Origin of the sequence: Chelatococcus sp. HY11 (assembly GCF_018398335.1) — a bacterium.
Lineage (GTDB): Bacteria > Pseudomonadota > Alphaproteobacteria > Rhizobiales > Beijerinckiaceae > Chelatococcus.
Genome location: NZ_JAHBRX010000001.1, coordinates 2,186,033 through 2,204,185, shown reverse-complemented (window position 1 = coordinate 2,204,185; position 18,153 = coordinate 2,186,033). Strand labels below are relative to the sequence as shown.

General features: G+C 65.8%; 12 protein-coding genes. 3 read left to right on the top strand and 9 right to left on the bottom strand.

Annotated elements, in window-relative coordinates:
• The first annotated feature begins 160 nt into the window (after positions 1 to 160).
• Entirely contained in the window at positions 161 to 1,759 is a 1,599-nt protein-coding gene (gene aceB, locus KIO74_RS10115) for a malate synthase A (RefSeq protein WP_213331874.1), read from the top strand.
• 287 nt (positions 1,760 to 2,046) lie between these two features.
• Here the strand turns inward: aceB and KIO74_RS10110 are convergent, their stop codons facing one another.
• On the bottom strand, positions 2,047 to 2,499 hold the full coding sequence (locus tag KIO74_RS10110; RefSeq protein WP_213331873.1) for a nucleoside deaminase: 453 nt from the start codon (positions 2,497 to 2,499) through the stop codon (positions 2,047 to 2,049).
• A 210-nt stretch (positions 2,500 to 2,709) separates the two neighbouring features.
• Between KIO74_RS10110 and KIO74_RS10105 the strand changes: the two genes are divergently transcribed.
• Complete coding sequence (locus tag KIO74_RS10105) at positions 2,710 to 4,779, top strand: pseudouridine synthase (RefSeq protein ID WP_213331872.1); 2,070 nt, start codon at positions 2,710 to 2,712, stop codon at positions 4,777 to 4,779.
• A gap of 15 nt (positions 4,780 to 4,794) precedes the next feature.
• Entirely contained in the window at positions 4,795 to 5,349 is a 555-nt protein-coding gene (gene rsmD / locus KIO74_RS10100) for a 16S rRNA (guanine(966)-N(2))-methyltransferase RsmD (RefSeq protein ID WP_213331871.1), read from the top strand.
• A gap of 264 nt (positions 5,350 to 5,613) precedes the next feature.
• Here the strand turns inward: rsmD and mutL are convergent, their stop codons facing one another.
• The 8 genes from mutL to KIO74_RS10060 form a co-directional block, all read right to left on the bottom strand.
• Positions 5,614 to 7,479, bottom strand: coding sequence for a DNA mismatch repair endonuclease MutL (gene mutL, locus KIO74_RS10095; protein ID WP_213334822.1), 1,866 nt, complete (start codon positions 7,477 to 7,479; stop codon positions 5,614 to 5,616).
• A gap of 341 nt (positions 7,480 to 7,820) precedes the next feature.
• Entirely contained in the window at positions 7,821 to 9,143 is a 1,323-nt protein-coding gene (locus KIO74_RS10090; RefSeq protein WP_213331870.1) for a phosphoglucose isomerase-related protein, read from the bottom strand.
• Between the two features lie 147 nt (positions 9,144 to 9,290).
• A complete protein-coding gene (locus KIO74_RS10085) occupies positions 9,291 to 10,562 on the bottom strand; it encodes a M16 family metallopeptidase (RefSeq protein ID WP_249730934.1) in 1,272 nt (423 codons plus the stop codon).
• Between the two features lie 24 nt (positions 10,563 to 10,586).
• Complete coding sequence (locus tag KIO74_RS10080; RefSeq protein ID WP_213331868.1) at positions 10,587 to 11,912, bottom strand: M16 family metallopeptidase; 1,326 nt, start codon at positions 11,910 to 11,912, stop codon at positions 10,587 to 10,589.
• A 209-nt stretch (positions 11,913 to 12,121) separates the two neighbouring features.
• Entirely contained in the window at positions 12,122 to 12,802 is a 681-nt protein-coding gene (locus KIO74_RS10075) for a hypothetical protein (RefSeq protein WP_213331867.1), read from the bottom strand.
• 211 nt (positions 12,803 to 13,013) lie between these two features.
• Positions 13,014 to 13,532, bottom strand: a complete 519-nt coding sequence (lspA, locus tag KIO74_RS10070) for a signal peptidase II (RefSeq protein WP_213334819.1) — start codon at positions 13,530 to 13,532, stop codon at positions 13,014 to 13,016.
• A 2-nt stretch (positions 13,533 to 13,534) separates the two neighbouring features.
• Positions 13,535 to 16,528, bottom strand: coding sequence for an isoleucine--tRNA ligase (gene ileS, locus KIO74_RS10065; RefSeq protein WP_213331866.1), 2,994 nt, complete (start codon positions 16,526 to 16,528; stop codon positions 13,535 to 13,537).
• 321 nt (positions 16,529 to 16,849) lie between these two features.
• Positions 16,850 to 17,968 carry a methyl-accepting chemotaxis protein gene (locus KIO74_RS10060; protein ID WP_249730933.1) on the bottom strand — a complete coding sequence of 373 codons (1,119 nt, stop codon included), beginning with the start codon at positions 17,966 to 17,968 and terminating at the stop codon, positions 16,850 to 16,852.
• Positions 17,969 to 18,153: the final 185 nt, after the last annotated feature.

The following is an 18,153-nucleotide window of genomic DNA, read 5'->3' as shown; positions in this document are numbered from 1 at the left end:
TATGATCGTTCGCTGGTGAGCATCGAAGTCAGCCTTGAAGGTGGCGAAAACACGCAGTGGAAGCCATTGTTTCCGAATTTGCATAAATGATGGTCCGTTCCGTATCTTTTTATCATAAGCGGATTGGCGGACACTCCTGGTCAGTTAAGGGAGAAAGCGCATGTCCAATCATGAAGCGCCTGCCGGTGTGCTCGTCACCGGCGCTGCGGTCTCGGGCCGCGATGAAATACTCACGCCGGCCGCGTTGGCTTTCCTGGCGGATCTGCACCGTCGCTTCGACGCCACCCGGCGCCGCCTCCTCGCCCTGAGGACCGAGCGGCAGAAGTCTTTCGATGCGGGGCAGACGCCGGATTTCCTCGCCGAGACCAAGCATATCCGCGACGGCGACTGGAAGGTCGCGCCCATTCCCCGCGATCTGCTGGACCGCCGCGTCGAGATCACCGGGCCTGTGGACCGCAAGATGATCATCAACGCCCTGAACTGCGGGGCCAAGATGTTCATGGCGGATTTCGAGGATGCTTCCTCACCGACCTGGGAGAACATGGTCGAGGGCCAGGCCAATCTGCGTGACCGCTGGCAGGGCCGCATCGACTTCACCGACCCCACCTCCGGCAAGCACTACAAGCTGTCGGACAAGCCGGCGACCTTGATCGTCCGCCCGCGCGGCTGGCACCTGCTGGAAGAGCATGTCACCGTGGATGGCGCACCGATGTCGGGCTCGCTGTTCGATTTCGGCCTCTATGTCTTCCACAACGCCAAGGACATCATTGCCCAGGGCGCGACGCCGGCCTTCTATCTGCCGAAGATGGAAAGCCATATCGAGGCGCGCCTCTGGAACGACGTCTTCACCCACGCGGAGGAAGTGCTGGGCGTCACCAAGGGCACGTTCAAGGCGACGGTGCTGATCGAGACGTTGCCGGCTGCCTTCGAGATGGACGAGATCATCTACGAGCTGCGCGACCATATGGCCGGCCTCAATTGCGGCCGCTGGGACTATATCTTTTCCTTCATCAAGCGTCTGGGCAAGAATCCCGACTTCATCACGCCCGACCGCGGCGCGATGGTGATGGGCAAGGCCTTTCTCAGCGCCTATTCGCTGCTCCTGATCAAGACCTGCCACCGTCGCGGCGCCTTCGCCATGGGCGGCATGGCGGCGCAGATCCCGGTGAAGAACAACCCGGCCGCCAACGAGGCTGCCTTCGCCAAGGTGCGCGCCGACAAGGAGCGCGAGGCGGGCAACGGCCATGATGGCACCTGGGTCGCCCATCCGGACCTCGTGCCGGTGGCGATGGAGGTGTTCGACCGGCTGATGCCGACGCCGAACCAGCTCGACAAGCTGCGGGAGGATGTCACCATCACGCGCGAGAACATGCTGGAGGTGCATGAAGGTGTCCGCACCGAGGCGGGGCTGCGCGAGAACATCCGCGTCGGCGTGCAGTATATAGAGGCGTGGCTGCGCGGTCGCGGCGCCGTGCCGCTCTATAATCTCATGGAAGACGCTGCAACCGCCGAGATCAGCCGTGCGCAGATCTGGCAGTGGCTGTTCCATGGCGCCAAGCTCGACGACGGCCGCGCGGTAACGCCGGATCTGTTCAAGACGGCGCTCGACGACGAGATGGCGGAACTGCGCAAGACGCTTGGACCCGACGTTTACGACAAGGGGCGTTTCCCGGAGGCGATCAAGCTCTTCGCGGACATGTCGCTCGCCAAGGAGTTCGAGGAATTCCTGACGCTGCCGGCCTACAAGCTGATTGCTTGAGACCGGCTAGGAGCCGATCCTCCCCTTTTGGGGAGGGTGGCGCCGTAGGCGCCGGGTGGGGCCTCTGGCACTTGCCCGGCCGGCAGAGGGGCGGAACCCGCATGCCCAGCGGAGCATTGCCTCGGCCGGAGGACCCCACCCGACCTCGCTGACGCGAGGCCACCCTCCCCGAGGGGGAGGGATCGCTGCCGGTCGCGCCGCGTGTCATCAACTCTGTTGTGTTCCCGGCGTCACGCAGTGACGGGAAGGGGATCCACTGTCGTCTTCAACCGAAGCAGTCTTTCCCCCTAACGCCTTTCCCCGAAGAACGCCCGGAGCATGTCGCCCGCCTCGCCGGCGCGCAGGCCGCCATAGACCTCCGGCGCGTGGTGGCAGGTGGGCTGATGATAAAGCCGCGGCCCGCTCTCGACGCCGCCGCCCTTGGGGTCGCTGGCCGCGAAATAGAGCCGGCGTATTCGCGCGAAGGAAATCGCCGCCGCGCACATGGGGCAGGGCTCCAGCGTCACATAGAGATCGCAGCCTGTGAGCCGTTCATCACCCAATTCAGCGCAAGCCGCGCGGATGGCGAGCATCTCGGCGTGCGCTGTCGGGTCGTTCAATTCCCGCGTGCGGTTGCCGGCGATCGCCAGCACTGCGCCATCCCTGGCGACGACGGCGCCGATCGGCACCTCGCCCCGTTCCTCGGCTGCGCGCGCCGCGTCGAAGGCAAGCGAGAGAAGGTCCGGCTTCGATGGGGGCATCTCTTCATCCAGTCGTCAAAAGTTGTCGTCGTCCAGCGGTCGTCATCATCGATGGGTGTCGCCCAGTGTCGTGCGTAGTCATTGACGCCAAGCCCTCAACGCGGTGCCTACACATGGACCGACGAAGGCGTCGAAATAATTCTGCGAGACCACATTGCGCCGCAGCAGGGGACTCTCGCTTCCGGGGGAACACTCTGCTATCACGGCGCCATGAACGACAAGCCGGAAGACGAACGCCCCAAGGGGCGTGGCCGCCGGGACGCGCCGCGCGGCGCCGGTCCCCGCGATAACAGCAATTTCAAGCCGCCACAGCGCGCTTCGTCCCCTGGGGGTGAACGTGACGGGCAGGCTCGTGGCGAGCGGCCGCGCACCGGCCGCTTCAAGGACAAGGTTGCTGGCGAGGGGCGGCCGGAGGGCCGGTCCTTTGGCGCCAAGCCTCGCTTCGGTGATAAGCCTCGCTTCGGTGATAAGCCTCGCTTCGGTGATAAGCCGCGCTATGGCGAAAAGCCGCGCTTCGGCGATAAGCCGGCGGGCGGCAGGCCTTTCGGAGCCAAGCCCCGTCCCGCTGGTGAGCGCCCTTCAGGTGACGAGCGCCGCCCGGCGCGTGGTCCGCGTGGCGAGGGCGATGCGCGGTTCGAGGGCAAGCCTCGCCTCGGTGACAAGCCTCGCTTCGGCGATAAGCCGCGCTTTGGTGACAAGCCGCGCGGCGGGGCTGACCGGCCCGACTTCAAGGCGCGCAAGTCCGTGCAGCGCCCGGCCGTTGCAGGCGGAGAGGATGAGGCGCAAGCCGACGGGCGTGAGCGCATCGCCAAGGTCATGGCCCGCGCTGGTGTGGCGTCGCGCCGCGACGCGGAGGTGATGATCGAGGAGGGGCGCGTCGCCGTAAATGGCGAAGTGCTGACCACCCCGGCGACACTCGTCGGCCCGGCGGACAAGGTCGCCATCGACGGCGCGGCGATGCCCTCGCGGGATCGCACGCGTCTGTGGTTCTTCCACAAGCCGCGCGGCCTCGTGACGACAGCCAAGGATCCGGAGGGGCGCCCCACGGTTTTCGAGGCTCTGCCGCCTGACATGCCGCGCGTGGTGACGGTCGGCCGGCTCGACATCAATACCGAGGGCCTTCTGCTCCTCACGAACGATGGCGGCCTCGCCAAGGTGCTGGCGCATCCGACCACCGGTTGGCTGCGGCGCTACCGTGTGCGAGCCTATGGTGAAGTCGATCAGGCCATGCTCGATACGCTGGCCGATGGCGTGACCGTGGACGGCATGCACTATGGGCCGATCGAGGCGAAGCTGGAACGCGCCCAAGGCGACAATGTCTGGCTCATGCTCGGTCTGCGCGAGGGCAAGAACCGTGAGGTCAAGCGCGTGCTCGAGCACCTCGGGCTGCGCGTCAACCGCCTCATCCGCGTGTCCTTCGGCCCGTTTCAGCTGGGTGATCTCGGCGAGGGTGCGGTCGAGGAACTGCGTAGCGCCATTCTGCGCGACCAGTTGGGACCGACACTGGCGGCGGAAGCGGGCGTCGATTTCGAAGGAAGCGCCGCGCCTCAACCGGCCCGGGCCCGCTCACCGCGTCCCGCGCGTGGGGAGCGATCGGAGACGCGTTTCGAGCGTGACACGGATCGCGGCAGCGAAGGATTCGAGGAGCGGGCGGGCGGCACGGGCCGCGGCCGTGACGATCTCGGCCGGCCTTCGCGCAGCATCTGGCGCGACGAGGAGACGGAAGCCGCGCGTCCGCAGGGCAAGCGCCTGCCGCGGCGGGGCTCTGACCCGCAGACCGCGCGTCAGGAGAGCGCCGCGCGGGAGCATCGCCGCGCGAGCCCGGTGAGCGACCCGAAGGGGAGGCGTGTTCTGGTGGAACGGATCGTCTCCGAGCCCACGGACACCAAGCCCGCGCGCCGTAGCCCACGGCCGTTCCGCCGCGACGAGGCCGAGGCTGCGCCACGCCGGGGCAGAGAAGGCGCGGATGCCCGGCCGAAGCGCTTTGGCGCCGAGGGCAAATCCTTCGGTGACAGGGCAGTCGGTGACAAGCCATTTGGTGGCAAGCGCTTCGGCGATAAGCCCTCGGGCGGCAAGTCTTTCGGGACCAAGTCTTTCGGGACCAAGTCTTTCGGTGACAAGAACCGCGATAGCGCTGCTGGCAAGTCGTTTGGAGGAAAGCCTGGCGGCAAATCCTTTGGCGGCAAGCCCTCTGGTGGAAGGCCAGGCGGACGCGCCGGTGGCGGCAGAGGCAAGCCGGGTGGTTTTGGCGGTGCGCCGCGCCGGCCTCGGTCTTCGTGAGGCGAGGCGATCGCCATGCGGATCATTGGCGGAGACCATAAGGGACGCCGGCTCGCCGCGCCGAAATCGAGCGCGGTGCGACCGACCTCCGACCGTCTGCGCGAGACGATCTTCAATGTCCTTGCCCATGCGTATGATGATCCCGTTCCAGGTGCGCGCGTGCTGGACCTTTTCGCTGGCACCGGCGCCATGGGGCTTGAGGCGCTGTCGCGGGGCGCTGACTTCGCTATCCTGGTCGACGATGGTACCGAGGCGCGCGGCCTGATGCGCGCCAATGTCGAGACACTTGGCGTCGCGGGCGTCACACGCATCCTGCGCCGCAATGCGACGCACATGGGCCCAGTCAAACCGCTCGAGCCTTCGACGCTGGTCTTCTGCGATCCGCCCTACGGCAAAGGTTTGGCCGAACGCGCGCTGACCTCCGCCGCCGAGGGCGGCTGGATCGCGGCGGAGGCCCTTGTCGTGGTTGAGGAAGACGCAGGGGCGGAGGTCGTCTTGCCGCCGCGCTTCTCGCTTATCGAGCGCCGCGACTACGGCGAATCGCAGGTGATGTTCGCGCGCTTCGTCTAGCGCCAATCCATCTGCTGCGGGTTTAATCCCGAACAATCGACATTCAAGGATCACCCGCGCCGGTTATTCCGGGGCGAGCGTAGCTCGAGCCCGGGATCCATGAACGCGACTGTGGCCAATGACCCATGCGGATGTTCATAGATCCCGGACAACGGCTTCGCCGTTTCCGGGATGACACAGAGTTTCCCGCCCCAATCCACCGAAAGCACTGCATGTCGCTTGCTTCTGGCACTGACCCGTCAGTTGCGGATCGGCTCCGGACACTCAGCGCCGCCCGAACAGGCGCTCAATATCGGCAAGCTTCAGCTCGACATAGGTCGGCCGGCCGTGGTTGCACTGGCCGGACAGCGGCGTCACTTCCATATCGCGTAGAAGTGCGTTCATCTCCTCCGGCTTCAGGCGGCGGCCGGAACGCACGGAGCCGTGGCAGGCCATCGTCGCCAGCACATGGTCCAGCCGTTCCTCAAGGGCACGCGCATCGCCCCACTCGGTAAGGGCATCGGCGACATCCATCACGAGGCGGCGGATGTCGCCGCCGGCGAGCGCCGCGGGCATCTCGCGCACGGCGACTGCGTCTGGCCCGAAGCTTTCAACGACCAGGCCGAGCCCTGCCAGAACCTCGGCCTGCGCATCCAGCCGCTCGACCGCGCCTGAATCGAGTTCGACGACCTCCGGGATGAGCAGCAATTGGCGCGCGATGCCGTTGGCGGCGCGTTCGCGCTTCATGCGCTCATAGACGAGGCGCTCGTGGGCGGCGTGCTGGTCGACGATCACCAGCCCCTCGCGTGTTTGCGCGATGATGTAGTTCTCGTGGATCTGGGCGCGCGCGGCGCCGAGCGGTTGGTCGAGATCCTCCTCGCGCGGGGGGGCGGCGTCGGCGCTCGCGTCGGCGGATAGCGGCGGTGGGGCGAGGCTTGTCGGCTCGCCGAAGCCGGTGAGGGGGGCTTGCCAGCCTGTCACGCTGGGGTGGGGCGTGAAATCGCGTGCCGGCAAAGCCCGCTGGGGGAAGGCAGCAAGGCGCCCCGCATCGGCCGTTGGCGGAAGCGCCGCCGGCCGAAAGGTGGCGAGCGTGCGTTCCCCGCCGGTCGAGGCGGCGCGATGGCCGGCCCGTACCAGTGCCTCGCGCAGCGCGCCGACGATCAGGCCGCGCACGAGACCGGGGTCGCGGAAGCGCACCTCAGTCTTGGCGGGGTGCACATTCACGTCCACGAGCCGGGGGTCGCAAGTGACGATGAGGCCGATGGCGGGATGCCTGTCGGACGGCAGCACGTCCATATAGCCGGCGCGCACCGCCCCGAAGATCAGCTTGTCGCGGACGGGGCGGCCGTTGACGATGGCGTGAATATGGGCCGCGGTGCCACGGTGGAAGGTCGGCAGACCGGCATAGCCGCCGAGGGTGACGCCCTCGCGGGTCGCATCGATCGGGATGGCATTGGCGTGGAACTCCGGCCCGAGCAGCCGGCTGAGACGCCGCAGCAGCGCCTCCTCATCCTCGCCTTCCGCCGGCAGGTCGACGGTGGTGAGATGCTCCCCCGCGACGGTGAAGCGCACGTGGGGATGCGCCATGGCGAGCCGCTTGACGGCCTCGACCACGGCCTGCGCCTCGGCACGGTCGGTCTTCAGGAATTTGAGGCGAGCAGGCGTGGCGGAAAAGAGGTCCGTGACCTCGATCCGCGTGCCGGAGTTGGCGGCCGCCGGCCGGACCTCGCCCTTCTGCCCACCGTCCACCACGATCTGCCAGCCGTTCGCGCCGTCGCGCCGCCGCGTGGTGATGGCAAGGCGCGCGATGGCGCCGATCGAGGGCAGGGCCTCGCCGCGGAAGCCGAGCGAATTGATGGAGAACAGATCGGAGGTCGGCAGCTTGGATGTGGCATGCCGCTCGACCGCGAGCGCTAGATCCTCGGCCGACATGCCGGTACCGTTGTCCGTGACGCGGATCAGGCGACGACCGCCACCGTCGATGACCACCTCGATGGCCGTCGCACCGGCGTCGATGCCGTTCTCCACCAGCTCCTTCACAGCCGACGCCGGCCGCTCGACTACCTCGCCCGCGGCGATCTGGTCGATGAGGACGGGCTCAAGGCGTCGGACAAGGCCGGCCGGCCGTTCGTCGAGGGAGAGAGGACGCATCACGGAGGCAGTCTAGACGATTCGCACTTCGGGTTCCGTGTCATTCCCGGCGGCGCGTAGCGCCGGGAAGGGAATCCACAACCTGTCGCGCCCAACCTCTGGATTCCCTTCCCGGCCGGCTTCGCCGACCGCCGGGAATGACACGGGGGTGAGAGGGAAGGCCTAGTTGTGGAGATAGTCAAACACGCTTCATCGATAGCGTTCCCTCTCCCATCTGGGAGAGGGACAGGGTGAGGGCCATATCCTCATGACGAGGCTCCACCCCCTCACCCGCGCCTGCGGCGCGACCTCTCCCCGCCGGGGAGAGGTGAGAGGCGGCGCTCCGTGGGTAGCCCGAAGCGTCAGCCCTTGCCCTCAGTCAGGTATTTCTTGGCGAGGATTTTCGCTTCCTCGACGGCGGGCTGGTCGAAGGGATCAACGCCGAGCGCATAGCCGGTGAGGATCGTTTCCAGCATGAAATGCATGAGCAGCTGGCCCATCGCCGTCTCGTTCAGCACCGGCACGTGGATGCGCCGCACCGGGCAGCCGTTCTTGGCGAAGGTATCGATCATGGCGAGCCCCTGGGCCGCCACGAAATCGCCGATGCGTTTGTGGGCGAAGCCCGGCTCGCCGGCTCGCTTCGACAGGGCCTCGTCCATCACCGAGCCCTTGCCGGCGACGTCCGTGGTTATCACCGTGAACAGCTTGTCCTTGGGGCCGGCGAGATAGAGCTGCTGCTGACTATGCTGATCAACCGGGCCGAGCGCGCCCACGGGCTGCGTGCCCTTGCCATCCTTGCCGAGGCTTTCCGCCCAAAGCTGCACCCACCATTTCATAAAGCGCTCGAGCCGGTCGGCATAGGCCATGACGACGGCGATACCCTTGCCTTCGAGAGTGGCCGCCACGTTGAGCGCGGCGCCCACGGCGGCGGCATTGTCCTTGAGCTCGGTGCCGTCACCGAACGGCGCGAGGGCCTTCGCCGCGCCTGCGCGGATCGCCGCGACATCGATGTTGAGCGCCGCGGCCGGTATGAGGCCGACATTGCTGAGGACGGAATAGCGCCCGCCGACGTTAGGATCGTGCTCCAGGAAGCTGACGCCTTCGGGGGCGAGCAGATCGCGCAGCGCGTTGCGCTTGCCATCCTTCTGCGGCTCGGACAGACCGAAGATGATGTCCTTCGCGCGGTCCCTGAGCCCGGCGCGGTCGAGCGCTGTGAGCACGGCGATCACCTGCATCAGCGTCTCGCCGGTGCCGCCCGACTTCGACACGGCGAAGAAGCGCGTGGTGCCGAGCGGCAGCCGCTCAAGCACCGCCTCATAGGTGAGCGGATCGAGATTGTCGAAGAAATGAATGCGTGGGCCATCGCCGAGGCGGCCGAGACCGGGCACCAGATAGTCGGCGAGCTGCGCCAGCGCCTGTGCGCCGAGGCTCGATCCGCCGACGCCGAGAACTACGATATCGGTAGCGCCTTCCCGAAGCTTGGCGGCGGTGGCGCGGATGCTGTTGAGATCATCCGTGGTGGCCGGCAGGCGGAGCAGGGGAAGGGTGCCCTTGCTCTGGTCCTCGCGAAGGCGCTCGGCGGCGGTGCCGACGGCCGAAAGCGCGGCCTCGATGGCTGTCGCCGGCAGACCATGTCCGCCGACCTGTGCGGCCAGGGCAAGATCTATGGACTGGGTGAAACTCATGCGTCACTCCTGTCGGCCAATAAGGCTACGGGTAGGAACCGCCCCAGGGGGAGGGAGGTTCCGCAAGTCTGCAGATGTGCAACTGCAGGTATGCAAATCCGCAGGTATTCAGGTCTGCGAGTCAGCAAGTTTGATAAAGGCGGGTTGTTACAATCCGATAGGCCGACCGGCGACCACGACCAGCGGATCTCCGCCACCGAACAGGCGCTTCGCCGCACGGTTGAGATCATCCGTCGTGACCGCTTCCACCAGCGCGTTGCGGCGGTCGATATAGTCGATGCCGAGGCCATCGATCGCTATATGCACGAGCTGGCGGGCGATCTTCGTCGATGTATCGAAATGCAGCGCGTAGGAGCCGATGAGGAACTGCTTCGCCTTGCCGAATTCCTCTTCGCTCGCGCCATCCTTCACCAGGCGGTCGATCTCGCTCTTGATGACGCTGAGCGCTTCACCGGCGCGTTCGTTCTTGGTGGCCGTGCCGCCCATGAAGAGAGGGCACTGGCGCAGCGGATGGAGTGATGTCCACACGCTGTAGGCGAGGCCGCGCTTCTCGCGCACCTCCTGGAACAGGCGGGAGGTGAAGGTGCCGCCCCCGAGAATGTGGTTGGCAATATAGCCGGCCATGTAGTCCGGATCCTGCCGCGCGAGCCCGGGCAGGCCGAAGCGTACCACGGATTGCGGCACATCGATGTCGACAATGGCATGTTTGCCGAGATTGCCGAGGGTAAGCGGGCTGACCGGTGCGAGTTCAGCCGCGGCCGGCAGACCGCTGAAAAGCTGGTCAAGACGCTTGCCGAGAGTCTCGGCATCGATCGCGCCGACGACGGCCACGTACAGATTGCTACGTGCGAAGCCGCGCTTGTGCAGCGCGCTCACATCGTCCCGGGTGACGGTGCCGAGGCTCTCGATCGTGCCGCGTACGGGATGCGCATAGGGATGGCCGCTGCAGGCCTCGGTGAAAAAGGCGCGGTTCGCGAGGCTGTCAGGGTCCTTCGCCTCGTGGCGGAGGCCGGCGAGGATCTGTTCGCGCACGCGTTCCACCGCATCGGTGTCGAAGCGCGGCCGGGTGAGGGCGAGCCGGAACAGGTCGAAGGCCTCATCCGCGTGCCGCGTCAAGGTTTTGAGAGCACCGTGCCAGCTGTCGCGATCGGCGTTGAAGTGCAGCTCGATGGCGCGATCCGCCAGGCGTTCCTGGAACTGGTCGCCGGTGAGTTCGCCCGCGCCTTCGTCGAGAAGGCCAGCCATCAGCGCGGCGGTGCCCGCCTTGCCGTCCACGTCCTGCGCCGCGCCGCCGAGGAAGGCGACCTCCATGGCGATGAGCGGAATGGCATGTTCCTCGACAAGCCAGGCCTCGATGCCGCCGGGCGAAATAACCCGTTGCACGGCGCGCGAGGCGGCGGAGGATTCACGAACGGTCATCATGCATCTCGCTTTTGGATGGCGTCAGGCGCGGCGCGGCTCAAGATAGCCAGTCACGGCGTGTCCTTTGTGAATGAAGCGCTCGCCGACCTCGCGGATCTCCTCGGCCGTCACCTCTTCGATGCGCTGTGTCCACAGCTTTACGTCCTCGACGCTTTCGCCGATGGCGAGCGACGAGCCGAAAAGCCGCGCGAGATGCGCCTGGCTGTCCTGCGCATAAACCATCTCGGCGACAAAGCGGGTCTTGGCCCGCTCCAGCTCCTCGTTCGAGACGCCACGCGCGAGGAAGGCCGTGACGGCCGCGTTGATGGCAGCCTCAAGCGCCTCGAGCGTCACACCCGGACGCGGCGCCGCGTGGATGACGAACTGGCCGGCGTCAAGCAGGGAGCCGTAGTAATAGGCGCCCGCCGAAACAGCGATTTCCTGTTCGAGCACGAGGCCGCGATACAGCGCCGAGGTCTGGCCGCCACCGAGGATCTCGGCCAGAAGCTCGAGCGCGTAGCTCTCGCGTCCTTCCTGGCTGCGTGACGACGGTACGAGATAGCTCTGCTGCAGATAGGGCTGCTCGACTTTTTCGTCGGTCACCGTCACGCGCCGCGAGGCATTGAGCAGGGGCTCGCGCGGGCGGCGGCGCTCGGGGGGGGCGCCGCGGGCCGGCACCGTGCCGTAGGTGTCCTCGGCCAGCGCTCGCACATCCTCCGCCTCGACGTCGCCGGCGACGACCAGAATGGCATTTTCCGGCGTGTAGAACCGCTTGTAATAATCGAGCGCGTCGTCGCGGGTCAGCCCCTCGATTTCGTGCATCCAGCCAATGATGGGCGTGCCATAGGGGTGATGTACGAACAGCGAGGCCGAAAGCGCCTCGGCGAGCTGAGCGCCGGGATCGGTCTCCACCCGCATGCGCCGCTCCTCCAGCACCACATCGCGCTCGGGGCCGACCACGTCCTCGTCAAAGGCGAGGCCGTTCATCCGGTCTGCCTCGAAACGCATCATGGTGCCGAGATGCTCCTTCGCCACCCGCTGGAAATAGGCGGTGTAGTCATAGGAGGTGAACGCGTTCTCCTGTCCGCCGAGGCTCGCCACCACCTGTGAGAACTCTCCGGCGGGATGCGTGGCCGTGCCCTTGAACATCAGATGCTCAAGAAAATGGGCGATGCCGGATTTCAGCGGCGGATCATCGGCCGAACCGTTGCGATACCAGACCATGTGGGTGACCACCGGAACGCGCCGATCCGGGATGACGACGACTTCAAGCCCATTGTCGAGGGTGAAGGAGGACACCTGCGGGCCGCCACCCGTAGCCGAAGGGGAAACAGCGGGGTTAAGGCCGGCGAGCGGTGTTGAGGGCATCAGCAGCTCTTCAGGATGAGGACGTGAACCGCACTACCGTAGCGCGATCCCGTTTGGGGGTACAACACAGGATCGCGCGATGGTGTCAAAGCCGCGATCCAACGCCAGACAACGCCCCTCCGGAAAGAGGAGCGTTGCTGAAAGCTAAGCTTCGTCGGTGTCAATTTCAATCAAGCGCGATCGCGACGTCGCGTTATCGAGCGATACGGTTAGCGGCTGCCCGCCTGCTGCCGGATGAACTCACGCTCGATATCACCGGGCGATTCGCGAACGATGGGCGATGCCTTGCCGTCGCCGAGCGGCGCGTTCGACGAGGGTACGCGATAACCCTTGGGCGGTTCCGCGAGTGAGCCACGGCCCGGCTCCTTCCCGTAGGCGAGGTTGGATTTCTGCTCCATGGGGTGCCCGTTGTTGCGAAGCACGTCGGGATTGACGAGGAGTTCCTCGCGGCAGTTGTCACCCATGCAGCTTCTGGCGCGCTCTCCCGGAGCATACGCGCCAGAGCCGACCCGGCGGCCCGCACGGATCTGGTCCACACTGAGCGCACGTCCGTCATAGCTGTCATTGCGAACAGGAACCGGCTGACGGGCCTCGCGTTGCGCGCGGCGGGCGGCGGCGACGTCGGGATCATTCGGCCAGTTGCCATCGCGAGCGTTCGCCGCGGCGCGTGGCGGTGGGAGATTGCCGGCACCCGGCGGGATGACGAGAGGCGCGCGCTCACGATATTCGATCGGGGCGCGATCCTCATCGATAATGCCGAGCCTGCCCAGGACGTCCTTCATGAAGACGCCAGATGTGTCCTGCGCCGCGGCAGGCGCCGCACTGGCCATGAGCCCAAGCATCAAGGCGGCGACCGGCAGTCCCCAGGTCCTTACGTCGAGACGCGTCATGATGTCAGTCCTACTCTCATGTCGGCAGCGCTTGATCAGTGTTGTTGACATGATGCGGCAACAGTGAGGCGCCGCCCAGCAAAAATCATAACAAACACCGTGATCGGGCCACATCTCCCCTAAATAACCCGTCAGTACTGTGACAGGCAGCTCTCAGTCCCTTCATACCAGCCGAACCGCTTATCGAGAAGCCCGAGCGAGGGGCGTTTCTTCAAGAGGTCGTGTCTGGACCGGATGCCTGCGAGCTCGAGGCGTTGTTGCGCCGATGCTCCAGGAACAGGGCATCATAAAGAATGCCGATGACGCCCGCGACAATCGCCGCATCGGCAACGTTGAAGACATACCAACTATAGCCGAAGGCATGAAGATGCGCAAAATCGAGCACCGCGCCATAGGCGGCCCGATCAACGGCATTGCCAAGCGCCCCGCCGATGATGAGGCCGATGGCGACCGCCATAAGCCCCGTCTTGATGCGCCGCAGCCAGATGCTCAATCCCACGGCGGCTGCCAGCGACAGGATCACAAGCACCCATGGGCCGATAGGCCCCTCCTGCTGGAACAGGCCGTAGGAGACGCCCCTGTTCCAGACCAGCATGAGGTCGAAGAACGGCGTGACCGCGATGGGCGGCCGGGCGCCGATGTCCACGACGTGGTAGAGCCAGAGCTTCGACGCCTGATCGACGACGAAGGTCAGGCCGGCCAGGAGAGCCCCGAGACGGGCGGGCGGCATGCTCATGCGCGCTTGTGGGCCGCGTCCCAAAGGCGCAGCGCGTCGGCGTCGCGCGGCGTGACGTCGGGATATTCGGGATCGCTGCCGACGTCCGGCGAGATCTTCCAGGAGCGGGCGCATTTGCGCCCCGCGGCAAGCCCGGGGACCACGACAACACCGGCCACATCGTCGAGGCGGAAGCCGTCCGCGGGACCGACGCCGGAGATGACCTGGATTGCTGATGTGATTGCGACTTCCGCGAGATCGATGCCCTTGAGAGCCGTCATCAACTCCGGGTCCTCGATGAAGACGATGGGCGCGGCATCGAGGCTGGAGCCGATGCGCTTCTGCGCGCGCTCGATCTCCAGCGCCCCCGTGATCACGCGGCGGACGCGGCGGATCTTGTCCCACTTGGCCTTCAGGCTGTCATGGCGCCAGTCCGGCGGGATCTGCGGGAAGAGTTCGAGATGGACCGAATCTTCCTCCGAGGGGAACCGTGCCAGCCACGCCTCCTCGGTGGTGAAGACCAGGATCGGCGCGAGCCAGGTCGTGACGCAGCGAAACACCTGGTCGATAACAGTCAGCGCGCTGCGCCGCGTCAGACTGTTGGCCGGATCGCAGTACAGCGCATCCTTGCGCACGTCGAAATAGAACGCCGACAGATCGGACGTCATGAAGACCGAAAGCGCCGCGACGACACGCTTGTAGTCGAAGGCCGCATAAGCCTTGCGGACTTCTTCGTCGAGCTCGGCGAGGCGGTGCAGGATCAGCCGCTCGAGCTCCGGCATCTGGCTAACCTGGACAAGGTCATGCCCCTTGAAGTGGTGAAGCGTGCCGAGCATCCAGCGGATGGTGTTGCGCAGCTTGCGATAGTGGTCGACGACGCTCTTGATGATCTCAGGACCGATGCGCTGGTCATCGGAATAATCCACCGACGCGGTCCAGAGGCGCAGGATATCGGCGCCGGCGGTGCGGATGACATCCTGCGGGGCGACCGTGTTGCCGAGCGACTTCGACATCTTGCGGCCCTGCTCGTCGAGCGTGAAGCCGTGCGTCAGCACGATGTCGAAAGGCGCGCGTCCGCGCGTCCCGCAGCTCTCCAGAAGCGAGGAGTGGAACCAGCCGCGATGCTGGTCGGAGCCCTCGAGATACATGACCTTGTCATGCCCGCCGTCGACCGCGCGGCGCGCCTTCAATTCAGGCCGCACTTCAAGCGTGAAGGCATGGGTCGAGCCCGATTCGAACCACACATCGAGGATGTCGTTGACGGGCGACCACTCTTGCGGGTTGTCGACGAGCCCGTCGAGGAACCGGCGCGGATCGGCCGCGAACCAGGCGTCTGCCCCTTCCGCGACGAAGGCGGCTGCAACGCGGTCGGACAGTTCCTGGTTCGCCTCGAAATCCGGCCCCGGCGCGAGGCCGACGACATTGCCGGCGGCGTCCTCACGCATGAAGATGGCGATCGGCACGCCCCAGGCGCGCTGACGCGAGATCACCCAGTCCGGCCTGTTCTGGATCATGCCGTTGATACGGTTCTCGCCCGTCTCCGGCACCCACTCCGTCGCGGCGATCGCCGTCAGGGCACGCTGGCGCAGGGTGTCGCCCTGACCCGCGATATCCTTGTCCATGGCGATGAACCATTGCGGCGTGTTGCGGAAGATGAGCGGCGCCTTGGAGCGCCAGGAATGGGGATACTGGTGCTTCAGGCGCCCACGCGCGATCAGGGCGTTCGCGGCCACGAGTGCCTCGATGACCCGCTTGTTGGCGTCGCCTTCCTTGCCCTTGTCGTCGAGCACGCGCGCGCCGGCGAACAGCGGCACATGGCTATAATAAGCGCCATCCGGCCCCACCGTATGCGGCACCGCCGACGTGCCGGCGCGCTCGAAGACGGCGCGGTTGTTGATGAAGGTGATGTAGTCGTCAGCGCCGTGACCCGGCGCCGTATGCACGAAGCCAGTGCCCGCATCGTCCGTCACATAGTCGGCGGCAACGAGCGGCACGTCGAACTCGTAGCCCTGGCCGCGCAACGGATGCGCGGCATGGATCCCGGCGAGCATTTCCGCGCTGATTTCCGCGCGACGTTCATAGGCCTCGACCTTGGCGGCGTTCAGCACGTCGGCGGCCAATTTGTCGGCGAGGATATAACGGTCTCCTACCTTCGCCCAATTGCCCTCGGGCGCGGCTGTGACCTCGTAGAGGCCGTAGGAGATGCTTTTCGAGAAGGCGATGGCGCGGTTCGCGGGGATCGTCCAGGGCGTCGTGGTCCAGATGATCACCGATGCTCCGACGAGCACGGGATCGGCGCTCGCGACAACCGGGAACTTCGTGAAGATCGTGGAGGACGTGTGCTCCTGATACTCGACCTCGGCCTCGGCCAGCGCCGTCCGCTCGACGATCGACCACATCACCGGCTTCGAGCCGCGATAGAGCTGGCCGCTCGCCGCGAATTTCATGACCTCGCGGGCGATCTGAGCCTCGGCATCGAAGGTCATGGTGGCGTAGGGGTGATCCCAGTCGCCCTCGACGCCGAGCCGCTTGAACTCCTCGCGCTGCACGTCGAGCCAGTGTTGGGCAAAGGCGCGGCACTCGCGGCGGAATTCGATGATCGGCACGTCATCCTTGTCGCGGCCCTTGGCGCGATACTGTTCCTCGACCTTCCATTCGATCGGCAGGCCGTGACAATCCCAGCCGGGTACATAATTCGCGTCATGGTCCAGCATCTGCTGCGAGCGCGCGACGAGATCCTTCAGGATCTTGTTTAGCGCGTGGCCGATGTGGATGTTGCCGTTCGCGTAGGGAGGGCCGTCGTGCAGGACGAAACGCTTGCGGTCCTTACCGGCCCCGCGCAACTTCTTGTAAAGGCCGATACGCTTCCAACGATCGAGAAATTCGGGCTCGCGCTGAGGTAGCCCGGCACGCATCGGGAAATCCGTCTGCGGCAGGAAAAGCGTCTCGGAATAGTCCCGCTGCGCGGAAGAGGAAGATTGGTCAGCGGGTGAAACAGGTGAATCGGTCATGAGCCTGGCCGGTTGAAGAACGCGCCCGTTGCAGGACTGCATGGGCGCTGAGCATGAAAATCATAGCGAATGGGCGCTTCGAGCCCATGATAACCCGGACCTTCGCGAGGCGCGGCCCGGGAGACGGATGCTCCAGAAGCCGTGCGCTCAGGCGAAAGCCGGGCTCTTAATTCGCCGCATAGCAAGAAACCTGTCCATGCAAGGTCTTCTAGCAGCAGCCCCGGCCGGAATAAAGACCGTATGAAAGGCTATCCGAAAGCTCGGTTGTCCAGGTCCGGCGGCATGCCAAGGTGCGCGGCGGCAACGCGGCGCCGTCGGGTCTCAGGCACCCTGTGAAGGGGCGAGCAGCCGTTCGCAATGCGACCTGAAGCTGTCGAGATCCGTGCGCAGCTTGGCGACCCCGCGCGCCAGGCTGTCACGGGTGCGCGTAGTGTCCTCGGCGGTGCGCTCAACCAGAGCGAGCGTATCGCTGCGCTCGCCGGCTCCAGCCGCGGCCGTCTCGATGGAGCGCGCGATTTCCTGCGTCGCGGCACTCTGCTGGCCGACCGCATCGGCGATGATCATGGTCATCCGGTCGATGGATGCGATGGTTCCGGTGATGGATCCGATCGCTGCGACGGCCTGCGAGGTCGCCGATTGCATCGAGTTGATCTGTCCACGGATGTCCTCGGTGGCGCGCGCGGTCTGGCTGGCGAGAGCCTTCACTTCCTGCGCGACGATGGCGAAGCCGCGACCTGCTTCGCCGGCGCGCGCGGCCTCAATCGTCGCATTGAGCGCCAGGAGGTTGGTCTGCTCGGCGATGGCCGTGATGAGCGTGACGACCTCGCCGATCTTGGCGCTGGAACGGTCCAGCGCGCCGACGAGTGCGCTTGTGCCCTCGGCCTCGCGCACGGCGCGGGCGGCAATGTCGGAGCCTTGCGAGAGCTGGCGGCCGATCTCATTGATCGAGCTCGTCAGCTCCACGGCGGCGGCGGCCGCGGTCTGCACCCCATGCGTGGAGAGATGGGCGGAACGCACGCTCTCGCGGATGCGTGCGATGGTCGTTTCGCAGATGTCGCTCGTTTCCTTCGAGGACGAATCGATGGAGCGGGCCGCCTCGGCGACGGCATTCGCCAATCGTGTCAGGCGCTCGACGCCGCGCGGATCGATGCTGATGCGCTGTTCGCGTGTCGCGGCGGCCTGCGCCTCGGTCAGTTTTGTGAGCGCAGCCTTGGTGGAGACCAATTCCTGGCGCACCCGCTCCACGGCTTGCGACAGCCGCATTTCCTCACTGGATTTCGCGGCGTCCGGCACGGGGCTCGTCAGGTCGCCGTCGCTGAGCGAGATCAGCCTGGCGCCCAGGGTACTGAGGCCAGGGGCGGCGGGGAAATGCAGAACAAGCGAAATCAGAGCGAGCACAGCCGCGACTGGCAGGATCACGATCATTGAATCGATGGACAAGTCGCTCTCGATACGACGCGCAATTGCCATCACAGCCGCGAATGCAACGAAAAGAATGCCAAAACGGACCATAAGCTCGCCGGGCGTGGCCTTTACAATTTTGGTCAGGGGCATTGGCAAAGCGACCGTCCGTTACAAGGATAGCCTTATCTTACCGAACATGATTAAAAAATTGTGGAGAAATA

Excerpts from the sequence above, each read along its gene's own strand:
- KIO74_RS10090 (WP_213331870.1), bottom strand. The coding sequence starts at position 9,143 with ATGAGTTTCACCCAGTCCATAGATCTTGCCCTGGCCGCACAGGTCGGC.
- KIO74_RS10110 (WP_213331873.1), bottom strand. The coding sequence starts at position 2,499 with ATGCCCCCATCGAAGCCGGACCTTCTCTCGCTTGCCTTCGACGCGGCG.
- rsmD (WP_213331871.1), top strand. The coding sequence starts at position 4,795 with ATGCGGATCATTGGCGGAGACCATAAGGGACGCCGGCTCGCCGCGCCG.
- KIO74_RS10085 (WP_249730934.1), bottom strand. The coding sequence starts at position 10,562 with ATGACCGTTCGTGAATCCTCCGCCGCCTCGCGCGCCGTGCAACGGGTT.
- aceB (WP_213331874.1), top strand. The coding sequence starts at position 161 with ATGTCCAATCATGAAGCGCCTGCCGGTGTGCTCGTCACCGGCGCTGCG.
- KIO74_RS10105 (WP_213331872.1), top strand. The coding sequence starts at position 2,710 with ATGAACGACAAGCCGGAAGACGAACGCCCCAAGGGGCGTGGCCGCCGG.
- mutL (WP_213334822.1), bottom strand. The coding sequence starts at position 7,479 with ATGCGTCCTCTCTCCCTCGACGAACGGCCGGCCGGCCTTGTCCGACGC.
- KIO74_RS10075 (WP_213331867.1), bottom strand. The coding sequence starts at position 12,802 with ATGACGCGTCTCGACGTAAGGACCTGGGGACTGCCGGTCGCCGCCTTG.
- lspA (WP_213334819.1), bottom strand. The coding sequence starts at position 13,532 with ATGCCGCCCGCCCGTCTCGGGGCTCTCCTGGCCGGCCTGACCTTCGTC.
- KIO74_RS10080 (WP_213331868.1), bottom strand. The coding sequence starts at position 11,912 with ATGCCCTCAACACCGCTCGCCGGCCTTAACCCCGCTGTTTCCCCTTCG.
- ileS (WP_213331866.1), bottom strand. The coding sequence starts at position 16,528 with ATGACCGATTCACCTGTTTCACCCGCTGACCAATCTTCCTCTTCCGCG.